The sequence below is a fragment of the Chryseobacterium sp. GM_Chr_2 genome (assembly GCF_026540445.1).
Lineage (GTDB): Bacteria > Bacteroidota > Bacteroidia > Flavobacteriales > Weeksellaceae > Chryseobacterium.
On sequence record NZ_JALNUD010000012.1, the window covers coordinates 100,671 to 117,535 of the forward strand.

The window sequence follows — 16,865 nt, forward strand, 5'->3', positions numbered from 1 at the left end:
GTTTAATGTTCAAAATTTAAACATAGGACTTTACCTACTTTTCTTTAAACCTTGAACCTTGAACAAAGAACTTTAAACCTTAAACTTAAATGAACTCAAGAAGAAAATTTCTTAAAAATACAGCATTGGCATCTTCCGCCTTATTGTTGAATCCGTTGGATTTACTGGCTAAAGATTTGCCTGAAAACGAAAATAAAACGATCAATAAGCCAATCGTTCTTTCCACATGGAACTTTGGTTTAAAAGCGAACGAAGAAGCCTGGACGATCCTTGGAAAAGGCGGAAAGGCTTTGGACGCGGTGGAAAAAGGCGTTCGTTTGGTTGAAAATGATCCGACGGAAAGAAGTGTAGGCTACGGCGGCCGTCCTGACCGAGACGGAAAGGTGACGCTGGATGCCTGTATTATGGATGAAAACTATAATATTGGTTCGGTGGCTGCTTTGGAACATATTAAAAACCCTATTTCTGTGGCGAGGGCGGTAATGGAAAAAACACCTCACGTGATGTTGGTGGGAGACGGAGCTTTACAATTTGCCGTTTCTCAAGGTTTTAAAAAGGAAAACATTTTAACTGCCGAATCCGAAAAAGAGTGGAAAGAATGGCTTAAAGACAGTAAATATCAACCCATTGTCAATATTGAAAATCACGATACGATTGGAATGATTGCTTTGGATGCACAGGGAAATCTTTCAGGAGCTTGTACAACAAGTGGAATGGCGTTCAAAATGCACGGAAGAGTAGGAGACTCGCCAATCATCGGAGCGGGTTTATTTGTTGATAATGAGGTAGGTGCAGCGACAGCAACAGGTCATGGTGAAGAAGTCATTAGAACGGTTGGAACTCATTTGGTTGTTGAATTAATGAGACAGGGCAGAAATCCTCAACAGGCTTGTAAAGAGGCGGTTGAAAGAATTGTAAACATTACAAAAAGAAGAAATAAAAACTTAAAAGATATTCAGGTTGGCTTTATCGCGATTAATAAAAAAGGGGAATATGGTTCGTATTGTATTCAGGATGGATTTAATTTTGCGGTGTATGACCAAAAGGGAAACCGTCTCGAAAAACCTGAGTTTGCTTTGAAATAACTTTAAATTTTAAACATTGAACTTTAAACTGAAAGAATGTCAAAAATAGAAATAGCATGCTTTAATCCTGAATCAGCCATCATTGCGTTTGAAAACGGAGCCGACAGAATAGAATTATGCGACGGATTAAGCGAAGGCGGAACCACACCGGATTTCGAAATTGTAAAACAGCTTCGAGAAAAAATCAATATCCCGATTTTTGTGATGATTCGCCCTCGTGGTGGCGATTTTACGTATTCTAACACGGAATTTGAACAAATGAAATCGGATTTAATTCAGTTAAAATCATTACATGTAGATGGTTTCGTTTTCGGAATTTTAGATAAAAATGATGAGGTTGATGTTGAACAGAATAAAGAGTTGGTTGAATTGGCGAAACCCTATCCATGTACTTTTCACCGTGCTTTCGACAGAGCAAAAGATTTAGAAAATTCTTTGGAAAAAGTCATTGAATGTGGTTTTAAAACAATTTTAACCTCAGGACAAAAACCAACCGTTTCAGAAGGTAAAGAAAACCTGAAAAAGCTGGTTGAATTATCCAACGGAAGAATCGAAATTCTTGTCGGTGGCGGACTTCGTTCTTCGAATATCGGAGAACTTAGAGAGTTTACAAAAGCCAGATATTTTCATTCTTCTGCAATTACTGATGGCGAGGCTTTTGCAAATGCGGATGAAGTGATTGCTTTGAAGAGTAAATAAATATTAAAAAAATATACGTTTAGTTTGTCATTCAGAACGAAGCGAAGCGTAGTGAAGAATCTAAACTTAATATTCTTAAAACTAAACTTTAATCTTAATGGTTTAGATTCTTCCTTCGTCAGAATGACAAGCATTCCGTTAAATACCAATATAACTCAAATTATTGATGAAAAAAACTGTATTTTTTGCGTTTCTTTTTATACAAACCCTAATCAATGCTCAGTTTTCCGAACGAAATTTATCCTCAGAAAAATGGATTTTTAAGAATAGTAAGGATAAAAATTGGCTCACGGCCACCGTGCCGGGGACAGTACATTTGGATTTGATGAATAACAAAATTATTCCCGATCCGTACAAAGATGAAAATGAAAAAAAAGTACAGTGGGTGGAAAATGAAGATTGGGATTATCAGACTTCATTTAATATTTCTTCGAACGAATTAAAAAATCAGAATATTGAATTGGTTTTTAATGGATTGGATACGTTTTCTGAAATTTATGTAAATGAAAAATTACTGCAAACCACTGATAATATGTTCAGAAAATGGGAAATTCCTGTTAAGCAAAATTTAAAAATTGGTGAAAATATTTTACAGATTAAATTTAAATCGGCAGTAAATATTGGAAAAGAATTAGCAAAAAAAGTTCCGTTTACAATGCCTGAAACACCGAGAAGTTTTGTGAGAAAAGCACAGTATCAGTTTGGATGGGATTGGGGGCCGAGATTGGTGACGGCAGGAATCTGGAAGGAAGTGAAATTAAATTTCTGGAATCAGGCCAAACTTGAAAATGTAAAAATTGAACAGAAAATTGTAACAAAACAAAAAGCAGATTTAAAAATCCATGCTGAAATTTTTGCGGAAAAAGAAGGAAAATATAGTTTTTTAATTAATGGAAAATCTCAAAGTATTAATTTAAAATTAGGCTTAAATCAAATTTCAATTCCTTATGAGATTCAAAATCCAAAATTATGGCAACCCAATGGTTGGGGAGAACCGAATTTATATGATTTGAAGATTTCATTTCAAAAAGATTCGAAAACTATCGCTGAAAAATCTGAACGAATTGGATTGAGAACAATTGAATTAATTCAGGAAAAAGACGGGAAAGGAAAATCTTTTTATTTTAAAGTCAATGGAAATCCAATGTATGCAAAAGGTACGAACTGGATTCCGTCTGATAGTTTCACGCCAAGAATTACCAAAGAAAAATATCAAAAGCTCATCAAAGATTCTAAAGATGGGAATATGAATATGATTCGCATCTGGGGAGGCGGAATTTACGAAGATGATGAATTTTACAAAGCTTGTGATGAGAACGGAATTTTGGTTTGGCAGGATTTTATGTTTGCAGGAAGCTTTTATCCGGCAGATGAAGATTTTCTTAATAATGTAAAAGAAGAAGTAAAATATCAGGTAAATCGGCTTCAGAATCATGCATCATTAGCCTTATGGTGTGGAAATAATGAAATTGATGAAGCCATTGTGAATTGGGGATATCAGAAGCAGCTTAATTATTCCAAAGAAGATTCTTTACAAGTTTGGAAAGATTATAAAAAGCTTTTTCATGAAGTGATTCCTAATGTAATTCATGAAGTTGCTTCAAAAGATAAATCGATTTATTGGCCGAGTTCACCATCCACCGGTTGGGGACATAAAGAAAGCTTAACAGAGGGAGATTCTCATTACTGGGGCGTTTGGTGGGGCGAGCAGCCCTTTGAAATCTTTAATGAAAAAGTTCCGAGGTTTGCGTCTGAATACGGTTTTCAGGGAATGCCAACGTTGGAAACTACAAAATCGATGTTTTCAGGAAAACCGGATTTAAGTTTACAAAACGAAATAATTAAAGCGCACGAAAAACATTCGAGAGGTTGGGAAATCATCGATAATTATATGAAAAGAGATTATAAAATTCCGACAGATTTCGTGAAATACAACTATGTTTCTCAATTGCTTCAGGCTCGTGGAATGCAGGTTGCTATCGAAGCGCATCGCCGCGCAAAACCTTACAATATGGGAACTTTGTATTGGCAATTAAATGATTGTTGGCCAGTGGTTTCGTGGTCGTCGATTGATTACTTAGGAAACTGGAAAGCATTGCATTATCAGGTGAAAAGAAGTTTTGAAAACCTTTTAATCTCGGTTGAAGAGAAAGAAAAAACGTATGCTATTTATTTCATTAATGATTTATTAAATGATATAAAAGGTAATGCTGAATTAGAATTATTAAATTTTGAAGGCAAGGTTTTATGGTCAATGTATACTGCCAATATTGTAGAAGCCAATTCAAGTAAAAAACAGTTTGAAATAAAAAAAGAAGATTTTACAAAATTCGATTTGTCTAAAGCGGTTTTAAAAATTAGTTTTAATACTACGGATAAAAAATCCGAAAAATTATTCTACTTTAACAGACCAAAGGATTTAAATCTTTCAAAGCCAATCATTCAGATCAAAAAAGTAACCTCAACCGAAATTGAAGTTTCAACAAACGTTTTGGCGAAAGATGTTTATCTAATTGGAGGTACTCATTTTAGTGATAATTTCTTCGATTTGCTTCCGAAAACCTCGAAAAGAATTAAACTTTCAAAACCTTTGGAAAAAATTGAGGTGATGAGTTTGTTTGATACAATGAACTAAGATATTTAAAGCTTCAAGGTTTCAAAATCTTGAAGCTTTCTTTTAAAAAACTAAGCCGTTTACAAAAATCAACCGTAAATTAGTCTCATATTTTTCAATTATGGTAAATTTTGTTCTGATCGCAGTATGCATTATCGCGGGAATGATTTTCAAAGCAACAAAATCCATCCATCCCGATGCGCACAAAGGCATCAACACGTGGATCCTTTACCTTGCGCTTCCTGCGGTTTCGTTCAAATATTTACCGAAAGTTCACTGGACAACGGAGATGCTATTTCCTATTATTGCTACATTTCTTACGTCGGTTTTCTGCTTTTTCTTTATGATGTTTTACAGCAAAAGCAAAGGCTATTCCAGGCGATCCAGAAGCACTTTGGAATTGGTTAGCGGTTACAGCAATACTTCATTTGTAGGTTTTCCTTTGGTCGCGGCATTTTACGGTGAAAGTCTTTTAAGCATTGCAATTATCTGCGATCAGACTATGTTCTTTTCACTTTCCACATTGGGAATTATAGCAGCTTTAAAGGGCGGAAGCCGATCAGGACAGATAAGTGCCGTATTTATTTTAAAAAGATTGATCACTTTTCCTCCGTTGGTGGGTTGTATTGCTGCTTTGATACTATCTCAGTTCATAGATTTCACTTCTGCAGAGCCATTTTTCGATAAATTGGCAGCAACAGTGAGTCCGTTAGCATTATTTTCGGTCGGATTACAATTGAAATTCAACGGTTGGAAAAAGCTCATTCCGCAAATGTCGGTTTCCATGTTTTACAAACTGATTCTGGCTCCGGCAATCACTTTAGGATTAGCTTTTTTACTAGGAATAAAAGGAAATATTGCAAAGATAACCATCTTCGAATCTGCCATGCCGGCCGTTCTTACTTCAAGCATTATCGCAGAACAATTTAGATTAAACACAAAGCTTACCAACTTAACGATCGGCTTCAGCATCATCGCTGGACTTTTTACCTCTGCAATTTGGTATTACATTATTGAATTTATATTTTAATTTAACTCAAAATCATACAAAATGATAGAATCTATATTATCTTGCCATTGTTCTACATGAGAAGAATTACTTGCAGATGGTAAAATGGAGGTTGAGTGATATTGAGAATCTCCTTTGAATCTTATTTTAGCTTTGAATAGCATCTTTTTTCCTGTTTTTTGAATTGTAAGTAAAGCATAAATAGAAGATGTCATCATTTTAGCTTCTGAAAAAGTAAATTCAATACTGTTATCTTTGATGTTGTCTTTCTTGAAATTTTCCATCATATCAAAAAGATCTATTTTTTCTGCTAGATTTTCTTCCTTAACTATTTCAAAATGGATAATTTTATCATTCTTGATTTGTGGTTTAAGTAAAACTTTTTTACCGATAGGAATAGTGATTTCGTCCTTATCCAAAGAAATTTTTTCCTGAGCCTGAATAATAATGATAAGAAACAAAAATAATGATGCAAAGATCTTTTTCATGGTTAGTTTTATTAGATTGAATTGATATAAGAACGATAAAAATAGAAAATATTGCAGTTCACAAAAGAAAAAATTAATTTTACATTTTAAAAATTTCTCTTGAATTACGCTCAAATTGTTTTACCGCTAAATTTAAAAGGATCTTTCACATACAAAGTTCCCGAAGAACTGTCATCTCAAATTCAGTTGGGAATGCGGGTTTTGGTTCCATTTGGCGGTAAGAAAATTTATACGGGAATTGTTTTTGAGCTTCATGACAAAGAACCTATTGAGTTTGTCGCGAAAGAAGTCATCAGTATTTTGGATGACCAACCGATTGTTCCTCAAGAGCAGATCAAATTCTGGAACTGGCTTTCAGATTATTATTTATGTGGATTGGGGGAAATTTATCGTTTTGCGTTTCCGTCTTCTTTAAAGCTGGAAAGCGAAACCTATTTAAAATTAAAGCCCAATATAAAAGTTGAATTTGAAAATCTCGATGTCAACGAAATGTATCTTATTCAGGCATTGGAAGTGCGTCAGTTGATTAATTTAACGGATATTGAAGCATTCATTCCGAAGAAAGATATCATCAAGACCATCAATTCGTTGATTGATTTGCAATATATTGAAATTGATGAAAAAATTGCTGAAAAATACAAGGCAAAAGAAGTTGCTTATGTGAAAATCAATGATGAGGTTTTGCAAAGACAAAATCTTACGGAAATCCTTTTATCATTAAAAAGAGCGCAGAAGCAGAAAGATCTTTTTTTACATATTTTAGAAAAGCAGACTGAAAATCCAGATTTGCATATCAAAAAATCTGAATTGTTTGAAGACGGATATTTTGGAAGTTCCCATTTTAAAGCGTTGGCTGATAAAGGTTTGGTGGAAGAATATTATATGCAGAAAGACCGGATTGAAAGCTATGAAGGCGAAATCGAAGAAATCGAAGAACTTTCCGAAGCGCAGAAATCGGCAAAAATTGAAGTCGATGAAGCTTTTGAAGAAGGCAAAAATGTATTGCTTCATGGCGTTACTTCTTCAGGAAAAACACATATTTATTTAGAGAAAATTGAAGAATGCATTCAAGAAGGCAAAAATGTACTTTTTTTGCTTCCTGAAATCGCTTTAACTAAACAAATTACTCAACGTTTAGAAAAAAAATACGGTCGACAGCTTGGTTTTTATCATCAGAAACTAACCGATTTTGAGCGCGTGGAAGTCTGGAGAAGAATTCGTCAAAATGATATTAAAATCCTGATTGGAACACGAAATGCACTGTTTTTACCTTTTCAGAATTTAGGATTAGTTGTCGTAGATGAAGAGCACGATTCTGCTTACAAACCGAGAGAAGCTTCACCTTATTTTAATGCAAAGGATGCGGCTTTGGTTTTTGGACATTTTTACGGAGCAAACGTGATTTTAGGTTCTGCAACACCTTCAGTTGAAAGTTATTACAATGCCAGAAAGGATAAAATGAAATATGTTTTTCTGGAAGAGCGCTTCGGAAATGTAAATCTTCCTGAATATGAACTGATTAATTTTAAAGAAGCTCAGGATTCTAAAAAAGTTTCGGGGAATTTTTCTCTGCATTTAGTTGATGAAATTAAGAAAGTTGTAGACGAAAAAAATCAGGCAATTGTTCTTCACAACCGCCGTGGTTATGCGAATGTTGTTGAATGTGAGACTTGCGGTTACGTGAATTATTGTTCGAATTGTGACGTGGTGATGACCTATCACAAAGCGGCGAACGAAATGAAATGCCATTATTGTGGTCAGAGAGCTTCAAAACCAAAGACTTGCCCGAAATGTCATTCTGAAAATCTGAACGAAAGAGGAGTGGGAGTTGAGCAAATTCATGAAGAAGTTGTCAAATTATTCACTGAAAATGAAGTAGATAGGATGGATGTAGATTCTATGCGAAAGAAATTTGCCTACGAAAAATTATACGAAAAAATTGAAGATCGGGAAACGGATATTGTGGTTGGTACTCAAATGATTTCCAAAGGGTTGGATTTTGATCATATTGAATTGGTGGCGATTCCAAAGGCGGATTCTATGTTATATGTTCAGGATTTCAGAGCGGAAGAAAGAGCTTATCAACTGATTACACAGGTTTCCGGAAGAGCGGGAAGAGTTTCGGGGAAAGGAAAAATTTTAATTCAGACTTTTAATCCAGATCATTCTGTTTTTCAATTAATTAAAATGAATAATCCTGCGAAGGTTTATAAGTATATTTTAACGGAAAGACAAAAATTCCATTATCCGCCATTCACAAAATTAATTATGATTGAACTGAAACACCGAAGAGAAGACAAAGTAAACCGCGCTTCTCAGTTTTTAGGTTCAATTTTAAGAAAATATCTGCCTGAAGATTGTGTTTTAGGCCCTGAAAAAGCACAGATTGCAAGGTTGAATAATTTGTATCAGTTTCAGATCATGCTAAAACTACCGCGAGGAAAAAAGTATGAAGAATATAAGAAGCTGGTTTTGTTAAGTCTAACAGAATTTGAAGAAATTACTGCTTATCAAAGCATTAAAAAAGACGTTTTTGTAGATTTTTAACAATTTTTAACAAACTTTATAGCCTTTTATAATAGTCTACTAAACTACTATATAACAATATTTTCTACTTTTGACCGTTGATTATATGTTTGGAAATTTAATTTTCAATTTAACCCATTGATTTTTACTTTATCCAAAATATATAGCAAAATGAAAAAATAGATGGTAAATTTCAGAAAATATATTTCGAGCGCCGCGGTACTGGCTTCAGGATTTTTCCTTGCCCAGTCTACCGTATCTACAGTTCTATATTCTCAGGCTTACGACAATCAAAAGAGCAGTTTAAACTTACCTTCTCCCATTACTTCAATGGTGGAGAAAACTATTTTGTCGCCTAAAGAACTTGTAGACATTAATGTAAACACAATGATGGCAGATCCCGTGCTGAAAAATGCAACCTGGGGATTTGTAGTGTACGACCCGAAAACGAAGAAAGTAATCTCTTCGTACAACGAAACCAGCCCTTTGGTTCCGGCTTCTACCACGAAATTATTAACCACAGAAACCGCGATGAATCTGTTGGGTGAAAATTATCGTTGGATGACGCAGTTGGAATATTCAGGAACGGTGGATGAAAATGGAGTTTTGAACGGAAATCTTTATATCGTAGGTAGCGGAGACCCTTCTTTGGGAACAAATAAAGCGGGAGCTGCGCCGTACAGAGATATTGTTTCAGACTTCGTAAGCGGAATTTCTCGTGAAGGAATCAAAAAGGTAAACGGTGATATTATCATTCAGACAGCGCTTTTCAAAGGTAACATTTCGAAGCTTCCGGAAAATGTTGTGTGGTTGGAAAATAATAATTATTACTTACCGGCAGGAACCACAAGAGAAATCAATCCGGCTAATGAAAAGCTGATTGTAAAGAAAAACGGATTCTCGACAGATAAGAAGTTTTTCTATGTGTCGCCGTATAACAATCAAATGGTATATGCCGATAAATACGAAGGTGACGGAATTTTAACTACAAAATTGCCCGATGCACCAGCTTATTTGGCAAACTCTTTCAGAACGACTTTGGTGAAAAGTGGTGTGGCTGTTACAGGAAAAGTAACTCCAAAAATGACGGATGCCACGCCTGAAACGAGAAAATTGCTTTCTGCTTACAAATCTCCGACTTTGGGAGATATTATTTATTATACCAATCAGCACAGTGACAATGGTTTAGCTGAAGCTTTATTGAAAACTGTTGGTTTCCAGAGTTTAGGTGATCAAACGACTGAATCGGGAAGAAAAGTAGTGACTAGTCATTTGAAAGATGAAGGTTTTGATATGTTGGGCTTAAATTATATTGATGGAAGCGGGCTTTCAAGAGCAAATAACGTGACTCCAATTTCTCAGGTGAAGTTCTTGACTTCTTTGATGGATGAAAAATATTATCAAACTTATTTAACTTCATTACCAATTGGCGGACAGTCGGGTACATTAAAAAGAATGTTTCTGGGAACCGGAAATGGACAGGTTTTTGCTAAAACAGGAACTTTAAATAAAGTGAAAACTTTGGCAGGTTATCTGAAAACAAATTCAGGTAGAACGTTGGTTTTCTCTTTAATGGTAAACAATTATGCAGGTTCTGTAGATATGGTGAAAAAAAGAATGGAAAAAATTCTTGAGCCGGCTTTAGACCTTTAAAAATATTTATTTAACAATATAAAGACCTTTTAATCATTGATTAGAAGGTTTTTTTTATCTTTGAGTATAATATTCTGAATATGAGAAAATTCTACTTCCTGTTTTTAGCCTTGCTTACTTTTCAGCAATTTTATTCTCAGAATGAAAATATCGAAAGAAAAGCTTTAATTGAAAAAGAAATGAAGTCATTTACTCAAAAAATGACGACATACAATATCAATCCGAATACCTTAAATTATGATTTGCAATATCAGAGAATGGATGTTTCTCTAGATCCTGCACAGTATAATATTTCGGGTTCTGTGACTTCTCATTTTAAACCGAATCAAAATATGAGCAGTATTTATTTTGATTTGACGAATGTTTTAACGGTTTCTCAGGTTCAGTATCACGGAAACAATCTCCCTTTCCAGCAATTGGCTACTAAGGAAATTAAAATAGATTTTCCGGTTTCTATTCCAGCGAATACCTTAGATTCCTTAACGATACATTATTCAGGAGCTCCGGCGACGAATAACAATGCGTTTTCTACAGGTTCTCAAAACGGGAATTTAATTTTAGCCACTTTAAATGAGCCATTTGGCGCGCAGGATTGGTTTCCGACAAAACAAAGCATGAATGATAAGATCGACAGGTTTGATTTTAAAATTACCACGCCCAATCAATACAGCGTGGCGGCAAACGGAAAACTGATGTCTGAAACTTCGCTTCCTGATAATAAAAAACTGACTTTCTGGAGAACTCAATATCCAATTACCGCATATTTGGTGGCTTTATCAATTACGAATTTTGTTAAGCTGAATGACACGATGGGAAATCCGCCCTTTCCTTTTGTGAATTATCTTTATCCGACAACAGCAAGTAATACGTCAATTATGGCTGATATTAACTGGACAAAAGATATTATGAATGTTTTTGAAACTTATTTCGGGTCTTATCCTTTTAGAAATGAAAAATATGGCCACATGGAATTTCATTACAATGGAGTTTGTATGGAACACCAAACGATGTCTTCAATGGCTGGCTGGAACAGACCCGTAATTGCTCACGAGCTGGCTCATCAATGGTTTGGCGATAAAGTAACTTGTGGCGCATGGAACGACATTTGGCTGAATGAAGGTTTTGCAACTTTCGGAGAGCATGTGGCACGAGAAAAGCTTTTGTCCACACAAGCTGAATTTATGTCTTTCCTTTCGAATCAAATTGATTATATTACGCAGGTTCCTACAGGAAGTACGTATGTTTCGGATGCCAACGTTGGAAATCAATCGTATATTTTCAGTGGAAGATTGTCGTATGCAAAAGGAGCTTATATTTTAAGAATGATGAAATGGATTTTAGGAGATGATGTATTTTACCAGGCTGTAAAAGATTACCATTCGAGACCTAATTTAGCGTATAATTATGCAAAAACTTCAGATTTACAGGCTTCAATGCTGCAGTCTACAGGTAAAGATTTTACAGAATTTTTTAATGATTGGGTATATGGTGAAGGTTATCCAACCTATGATATCCGATGGGTGCAATCTGGTACAAACCAGGCTTTGACCTTTAAAGTTTCACAAACACAAAGCAGCCCGACGGTAAGCTTTTTTGAAATGCCTTTGCCGATAAAAGTAAACGGAACCGGCGGCCAAGTGGCTTATCTTACATTAAATAATACGAGCAATAATCAATATTTTACAGAAGCAGTTTCATTTCCTGTGGCAAGCGTTCAGTTTAACTATGAATATCAGATGTTGGAAAGAAATTCTACGGTAACAAAAGATACAACGTTAGGAACAGCTGATGTTAATGTTGAAAATTTTGCATTATATCCAAATCCTGCGAAGAACGAATTGTTTGTAAAAGGAATCACCAGATCAACAGAATACACAATTTATTTTGTTGATGGAAAACTGGTTGAAAAAGGAAAATATCAACCCGGAAAATCAATTGATATTCAGAAATTAATCCCCGGAACGTATGTTTTTAAGATCAATGATAAGAATATTAAATTCCTGAAAAAATAAAAATGAGCTCGGCTCAATCTTTAGATTGAGCCGAGTCTTTTAAAAGTTATAGAATAGGATAAAACGATAATAAAGATCTTTCTGATGAAAGCATAGCATATAATAATTCCATAGCAAGTAGTTTTATGGGTTAATATTGTGATGATTTATATTTGAAAACTTTTCTGTCTTTTGATGGCTCGATTTGCCTTTCGCGTGGCTTTTCTTACTTTAAAATTGAACCATTGATCTTTAAAAATATTTCTCATGGCATTATCGAAATGTCTGATCAAAACTAAATTTCTGAAACCTCGCCATTTTTCAATAAAACTGGAAGGTAAAGCTCTGATAGAAACAGAATATCCTTCAGTTTCATATTGAATATAATGCCACCAGCCCGATGGGATATAAAGCGTTTCACCAGGTTTTATAACAGCTTCGTAGCCATTTAAATACTTTAGACCAGGAAATTCATTATAATCAGGCTCTTTAATATTGGTAATACTGTGAAAATTATAAGGAAGTTTATACAGCAGATCCGATTGTTCCCAAGGAAAAAGCCATATTTTTTTAATTCCCTGAAACTGTGTAATAAAAACATGCGACATATCAATATCCACATGATTTCTTGTGATAGAACCTTCACCTCCGAAAAACATAAATGGCAGCCATTTTAAAATTTTTCCTTTAGTGACATCATTATAATGTAAATCGTTTTTTAATTCTGGTTTTATGCTTAATAAATTAAATAAAAAAAGTCTGCGTTCTGTAGGGGAAGCCGTGATCAGATCTAGATATTCTGCAAATGTGCTTTGTCCGATAGGTTTACTCGCAACACGATCTAAAGATTCAATTTCGCTTCCGTAAATATTCACTTTATTGTCGCCTGCAATTTCTTTAAAGTAATCATAATTCCATTTCGTAAAGGCCGGACTTTCCGGATCAACAAAATCTTTCATAATAACCGGCTTGGCAGGTTTCATGTAGAGGTTAAGAAAGTCTTGGGTTGAAATATTTTTAAGTTTTTGTACTGGTGATAATCTCATTTTCCTGAATTTAAAAGAACAAATATAATAATTAGTCTACTAAAATTATAGACTATTTGTGTTTTTTTCTTTGATTTATTAAAAAGGTTTAAAATTTAAAGTTTGAGGTTTTTGTTTTTTAGTTGCTGGATGCTAGCTTTTTATTGTCATTTTTCCGTTGATAATAAAAAAACAGGATAATTAATGTCAATTTTCTTTTTAAATCTCTGCTATCTTATATAAGTGTAATGGCTTCGTGAAACTTAAAAAACAATCAGTAAAAGAAAACTCTGTGCTCTTTGTGTTCAAAATATCAGATCGTACACAACTGTTTTCGCAATAAAAATCATAATCGTGTTTAGTTTGCGCGATTTTATTAAATTAGCACATCTAAAAAATTACTTACAATGATCTCTAAAAAGTATCTTGAAAATTTACAGAACGAACTTCAAAATATTGATAACGACGGACTTTACAAAAGAGAAAGAATCATCACTTCTCAGCAAAGCGCAGAAATAGAAGCCAATGGAAAGAAGCTGTTGAACTTTTGTGCCAACAATTATCTGGGATTATCAAACAATCCGGAAGTCATGAAAGCTTCTCAGGATATGATTGAATCTCACGGTTACGGAATGTCTTCTGTTCGTTTTATTTGCGGAACTCAGGATATTCATAAACAACTTGAGCAAAAAATTGCAGACTTTTTAGGTCTTGAAGATACCATTCTTTATGCTGCTTGTTTTGATGCAAACGGAGGTGTTTTCGAACCTTTATTTACTGATGAAGATGCCATTATTTCTGATGAGTTGAATCATGCTTCAATTATCGATGGAGTGCGTCTTTGTAAAGCGGCGAGATACCGTTATAAAAACAATAATATGGAGGATTTAGAAGCTCAGTTAATTGCGGCTTCTGAAAAAAATCATCGTTTTAAGATCATCGTTACAGACGGAGTTTTCTCAATGGACGGAATTGTTGCTGATTTAAAAGGCGTTTGCGACTTGGCAGATAAATACGATGCTTTGGTGATGGTTGACGATTCTCACGCGACAGGTTTCATCGGGAAAACAGGTCGTGGAACGCACGAAGCCAATGAAGTAATGGGTAGAGTAGATATCATTACATCTACGCTAGGAAAGGCTTTAGGTGGTGCTTTGGGCGGATTTACTTCCGGTAAAAAAGAAATCATCGATATGTTGAGACAGCGTTCAAGACCTTATTTATTCTCCAATTCATTAGCTCCGGGAATTGTAGGTGCAGCTTTGAAAGTGTTGGATATGATCTCTGATGATACTTCACTTCGCGATCAGGTAATGGAAAATGCAGAATACTTCAGAACGGAGATGAAAGCTAAAGGTTTTGATATTCCAGATGGAGATGCAGCTATTGTTCCGGTAATGTTGTACGACGCACCTTTGGCTCAAAAAATGGCAGAAAAATTAATGGATGAAGGAATCTACGTAATCGGATTCTTCTATCCTGTGGTACCAAAAGGAAAAGCGAGAATCAGGGTTCAGCTTTCTGCAGCGCATACCAGAGCGCATTTGGATAAAGCGATTGCTGCTTTTGAAAAAGTAGGAAAAGAACTGAATGTGATTTCTTAAAAATAAAATTGCTCTACAATTGTAGAATTAAAAACAGGATTTCTTATATTTACAGAAATCCTGTTTTTTTATGAATAAAATAATTCTCTTTTTGTCCTTAATTTTAGTGATTTCATGTAAAACTAAAATGAATCAGTATATTCTAACAGATGATAAACACAAGAAAAGACATGGGAAATGGAAGGAAGAGTATTCGGCCGACGATGGAAAACTTACCGCCATTGGAAAATATAATAAAGGTGAAAAAGTAGGAAAATGGAAAATCTGTCTGGGAGATAAGCCTTACGAAAAAAATAAAGTCCGAAAAGATATTACAAAGATCAAAAGATATTTTCCTGATGGAAGACTCATGGAAAGCGGGCAAACAAAGCTGGACATTTCAGCAAACGAGCGCCATTGGTATTACTTCGGAGACTGGAAATATTTTAGTAAAGAAGGCAAACTTTTATACATCAAAACTTTTTATCGAAACAAAAAAGCAGACAGTATATCTTATGTAAAGTAGTTTTTATCAGGAGCTTTTTCCGGCTTTCGCTACTCGCTTTTTTCGATTTCAGGGTTGCGGCTGGCGGAGCCAGCCGCAACCCTGAAATCGAAAAAGAGCTCAAACATGCCGCTCAATCCGGGCTAGGAAATGGCTGTTTCAATTCACTATTTACCCTTTTATAAGAAGACAATTATTTAAGGTTTAGATTCAAAAGAATAATTAATTCTAAACCTAAAACAACAAAGGCAATATTTATTCTATTTTCTATCAAATATTTTTATCATTAACATTATATTTGCCATTATTTTTTTCAAATGCTTTACACTATAATAAAAGCGCTTCATATTATCTTCATGGTAAGCTATTTTGCGGGGATTTTCTATCTCGTGAGAATTTTTGTTTACTATAAAGATACCGATGAATTCCCCGAAGAAAAGAAGAATATTTTGAGGGAACAATATACATTCATGGCGAGAAGACTGTGGAATATCATTACCGTTCCGGCGGGCGTAATCATGGCGGTTTGCGGTTTGGTGATGATCTTTTTGAATTCCGGACTGATGAAGATGCCTTGGTTTCATTTAAAACTGACCTTCCTAATCGGTTTGGCGATTTATCATTACTGGTGCTGGAAGAAGGTTTTAAAACTAAAAGAACTCAACGGAAGTACACTGGAAACAGCGAATATAAAATTAAGACAGGCCAACGAGATTGCAACCTTCATTTTGTTTCTGGTTGTCTTCACCGTGATCTTAAAATCTCAGGTAATTGAATATTGGTGGCAATTAATCGCCGGATTTTTCGTTTTGGTATTTTTAATCATGATGACCGTGAAACTGGTTAATAAGAATAAAAAAAAGTAATGATTTGGTTGCTGGTTAACAGTTTATAGTTGATGAATGAGAAATCTAGCAACGATCAACCAACAACAATCAACATTTGACAATAAAACTATGATTGCAATTTTTAAAAAAGAACTTTGGAGTTACTTTGGAAACTGGAGCGCGTGGATCATCATTGCCGCATTCAGTTTAATAAGTACTCTTTTTTTGTTTTTTTTCGATAACGATTCTAATATTTTCGAAATCGGACTGGCTTCTTTACAAAGTTATTTTGTTTTAGTTCCTTGGTTGCTGATGTTCATCATTCCGGCACTTTCCATGAAAACTTTTGCGGAAGAACAACAAACGGGAACCCTGAACTGGCTTTTTTCTCAACCTCTGAAAGTTTCAGATTTGGTATTTGGGAAATTTCTTTCCGTTTGGGTAGTCGGGATTTTATGTCTTATTCCGTCATTAATTTACCTTTATACCGTATACGTTTTAGGTGTTCCGGAAGGAAATATTGACATGGGAATGACCTTCGGAAGCTATTTCGGATTGATTATCCTGATTGCAACTTTCTCAGGAGTTGGTATTTTAGCATCTTCACTGTCTCAAAATCAGATTATGGCGTATTTGTTGGGCGTTTTCATGTGTTTTATCATGTATTTCGGTATCGAGCAGTTAGCAAGTTATAAACTATTGGGAGGCGCAGATTTTATTCTTCAGAACATTGGTTTCTACCAGCATTTCTTAGGTTTTACAAGAGGGCTGATCGATTTTAAAGATATTGCGTATTTCGTTTTTGTTATAGGTCTTACATTAGCATTGTCCAATCATTTTATCAATAAAAAGAAGTAGAA

13 protein-coding genes are annotated in these 16,865 nt (G+C 34.8%); 11 read left to right on the forward strand and 2 right to left on the reverse strand.

Features of this window, described 5'->3' with window-relative positions; translation table 11 throughout:
• The first annotated feature begins 89 nt into the window (after positions 1-89).
• From OXQ85_RS17170 to OXQ85_RS17185, 4 genes are all read left to right on the forward strand, one after another.
• Positions 90-1,085, forward strand: a complete 996-nt coding sequence (locus tag OXQ85_RS17170; protein WP_267406066.1) for a N(4)-(beta-N-acetylglucosaminyl)-L-asparaginase — start codon at positions 90-92, stop codon at positions 1,083-1,085.
• Between the two features lie 36 nt (positions 1,086-1,121).
• Positions 1,122-1,784: a copper homeostasis protein CutC gene (locus tag OXQ85_RS17175; RefSeq protein ID WP_267406068.1), complete on the forward strand. Its 663-nt coding sequence runs from the start codon at positions 1,122-1,124 to the stop codon at positions 1,782-1,784.
• Between the two features lie 166 nt (positions 1,785-1,950).
• The gene (locus OXQ85_RS17180; protein ID WP_267406069.1) at positions 1,951-4,419 is read left to right on the forward strand and encodes a glycoside hydrolase family 2 protein; all 2,469 of its coding nucleotides are present in this window, start codon (positions 1,951-1,953) and stop codon (positions 4,417-4,419) included.
• A 100-nt stretch (positions 4,420-4,519) separates the two neighbouring features.
• A complete protein-coding gene (locus OXQ85_RS17185; protein ID WP_267406070.1) occupies positions 4,520-5,428 on the forward strand; it encodes an AEC family transporter in 909 nt (302 codons plus the stop codon).
• Here the strand turns inward: OXQ85_RS17185 and OXQ85_RS17190 are convergent.
• Complete coding sequence (locus OXQ85_RS17190) at positions 5,425-5,895, reverse strand: hypothetical protein (RefSeq protein WP_267406071.1); 471 nt, start codon at positions 5,893-5,895, stop codon at positions 5,425-5,427. The two genes, OXQ85_RS17185 and OXQ85_RS17190, sit on opposite strands and share 4 nt — an antisense overlap.
• A 99-nt stretch (positions 5,896-5,994) precedes the next feature.
• Between OXQ85_RS17190 and priA the strand changes: the two genes are divergently transcribed.
• From priA to OXQ85_RS17205, 3 genes are all read left to right on the forward strand, one after another.
• The gene (priA, locus tag OXQ85_RS17195) at positions 5,995-8,442 is read left to right on the forward strand and encodes a primosomal protein N' (protein WP_267406072.1); all 2,448 of its coding nucleotides are present in this window, start codon (positions 5,995-5,997) and stop codon (positions 8,440-8,442) included.
• Between the two features lie 162 nt (positions 8,443-8,604).
• Positions 8,605-10,074, forward strand: coding sequence for a D-alanyl-D-alanine carboxypeptidase/D-alanyl-D-alanine-endopeptidase (dacB, locus tag OXQ85_RS17200; RefSeq protein WP_267406074.1), 1,470 nt, complete (start codon positions 8,605-8,607; stop codon positions 10,072-10,074).
• Between the two features lie 80 nt (positions 10,075-10,154).
• Entirely contained in the window at positions 10,155-12,086 is a 1,932-nt protein-coding gene (locus OXQ85_RS17205; RefSeq protein WP_267406076.1) for a M1 family aminopeptidase, read from the forward strand.
• Positions 12,087-12,232: 146 nt separating this feature from the next.
• On the opposite strand, the gene OXQ85_RS17210 is transcribed toward OXQ85_RS17205, so the two are convergent.
• Positions 12,233-13,111, reverse strand: coding sequence for a cupin-like domain-containing protein (locus tag OXQ85_RS17210; protein ID WP_267406078.1), 879 nt, complete (start codon positions 13,109-13,111; stop codon positions 12,233-12,235).
• Between the two features lie 386 nt (positions 13,112-13,497).
• Between OXQ85_RS17210 and kbl the strand changes: the two genes are divergently transcribed.
• The 4 genes from kbl to OXQ85_RS17230 all read left to right on the forward strand — a co-directional run bounded on the left by kbl (position 13,498) and on the right by OXQ85_RS17230 (position 16,863).
• Positions 13,498-14,694, forward strand: coding sequence for a glycine C-acetyltransferase (gene kbl, locus OXQ85_RS17215; RefSeq protein ID WP_267406079.1), 1,197 nt, complete (start codon positions 13,498-13,500; stop codon positions 14,692-14,694).
• Positions 14,695-14,821: 127 nt separating this feature from the next.
• On the forward strand, positions 14,822-15,199 hold the full coding sequence (locus tag OXQ85_RS17220; protein WP_267406081.1) for a hypothetical protein: 378 nt from the start codon (positions 14,822-14,824) through the stop codon (positions 15,197-15,199).
• Positions 15,200-15,495: 296 nt separating this feature from the next.
• Positions 15,496-16,044, forward strand: a complete 549-nt coding sequence (locus OXQ85_RS17225; RefSeq protein ID WP_267406083.1) for a CopD family protein — start codon at positions 15,496-15,498, stop codon at positions 16,042-16,044.
• A 90-nt stretch (positions 16,045-16,134) separates the two neighbouring features.
• The gene (locus OXQ85_RS17230) at positions 16,135-16,863 is read left to right on the forward strand and encodes an ABC transporter permease subunit (RefSeq protein ID WP_267406150.1); all 729 of its coding nucleotides are present in this window, start codon (positions 16,135-16,137) and stop codon (positions 16,861-16,863) included.
• The last annotated feature ends 2 nt before the right edge of the window (positions 16,864-16,865 follow it).

Coding starts and splice junctions, on each gene's coding strand:
- OXQ85_RS17170 (WP_267406066.1), top strand. CDS start 90: ATGAACTCAAGAAGAAAATTTCTTAAAAATACAGCATTGGCATCTTCC.
- OXQ85_RS17175 (WP_267406068.1), top strand. CDS start 1,122: ATGTCAAAAATAGAAATAGCATGCTTTAATCCTGAATCAGCCATCATT.
- OXQ85_RS17180 (WP_267406069.1), top strand. CDS start 1,951: ATGAAAAAAACTGTATTTTTTGCGTTTCTTTTTATACAAACCCTAATC.
- OXQ85_RS17185 (WP_267406070.1), top strand. CDS start 4,520: ATGGTAAATTTTGTTCTGATCGCAGTATGCATTATCGCGGGAATGATT.
- OXQ85_RS17190 (WP_267406071.1), bottom strand. CDS start 5,895: ATGAAAAAGATCTTTGCATCATTATTTTTGTTTCTTATCATTATTATT.
- dacB (WP_267406074.1), top strand. CDS start 8,605: ATGGTAAATTTCAGAAAATATATTTCGAGCGCCGCGGTACTGGCTTCA.
- OXQ85_RS17205 (WP_267406076.1), top strand. CDS start 10,155: ATGAGAAAATTCTACTTCCTGTTTTTAGCCTTGCTTACTTTTCAGCAA.
- OXQ85_RS17210 (WP_267406078.1), bottom strand. CDS start 13,111: ATGAGATTATCACCAGTACAAAAACTTAAAAATATTTCAACCCAAGAC.
- kbl (WP_267406079.1), top strand. CDS start 13,498: ATGATCTCTAAAAAGTATCTTGAAAATTTACAGAACGAACTTCAAAAT.
- OXQ85_RS17220 (WP_267406081.1), top strand. CDS start 14,822: ATGAATCAGTATATTCTAACAGATGATAAACACAAGAAAAGACATGGG.
- OXQ85_RS17225 (WP_267406083.1), top strand. CDS start 15,496: ATGCTTTACACTATAATAAAAGCGCTTCATATTATCTTCATGGTAAGC.
- OXQ85_RS17230 (WP_267406150.1), top strand. CDS start 16,135: ATGATTGCAATTTTTAAAAAAGAACTTTGGAGTTACTTTGGAAACTGG.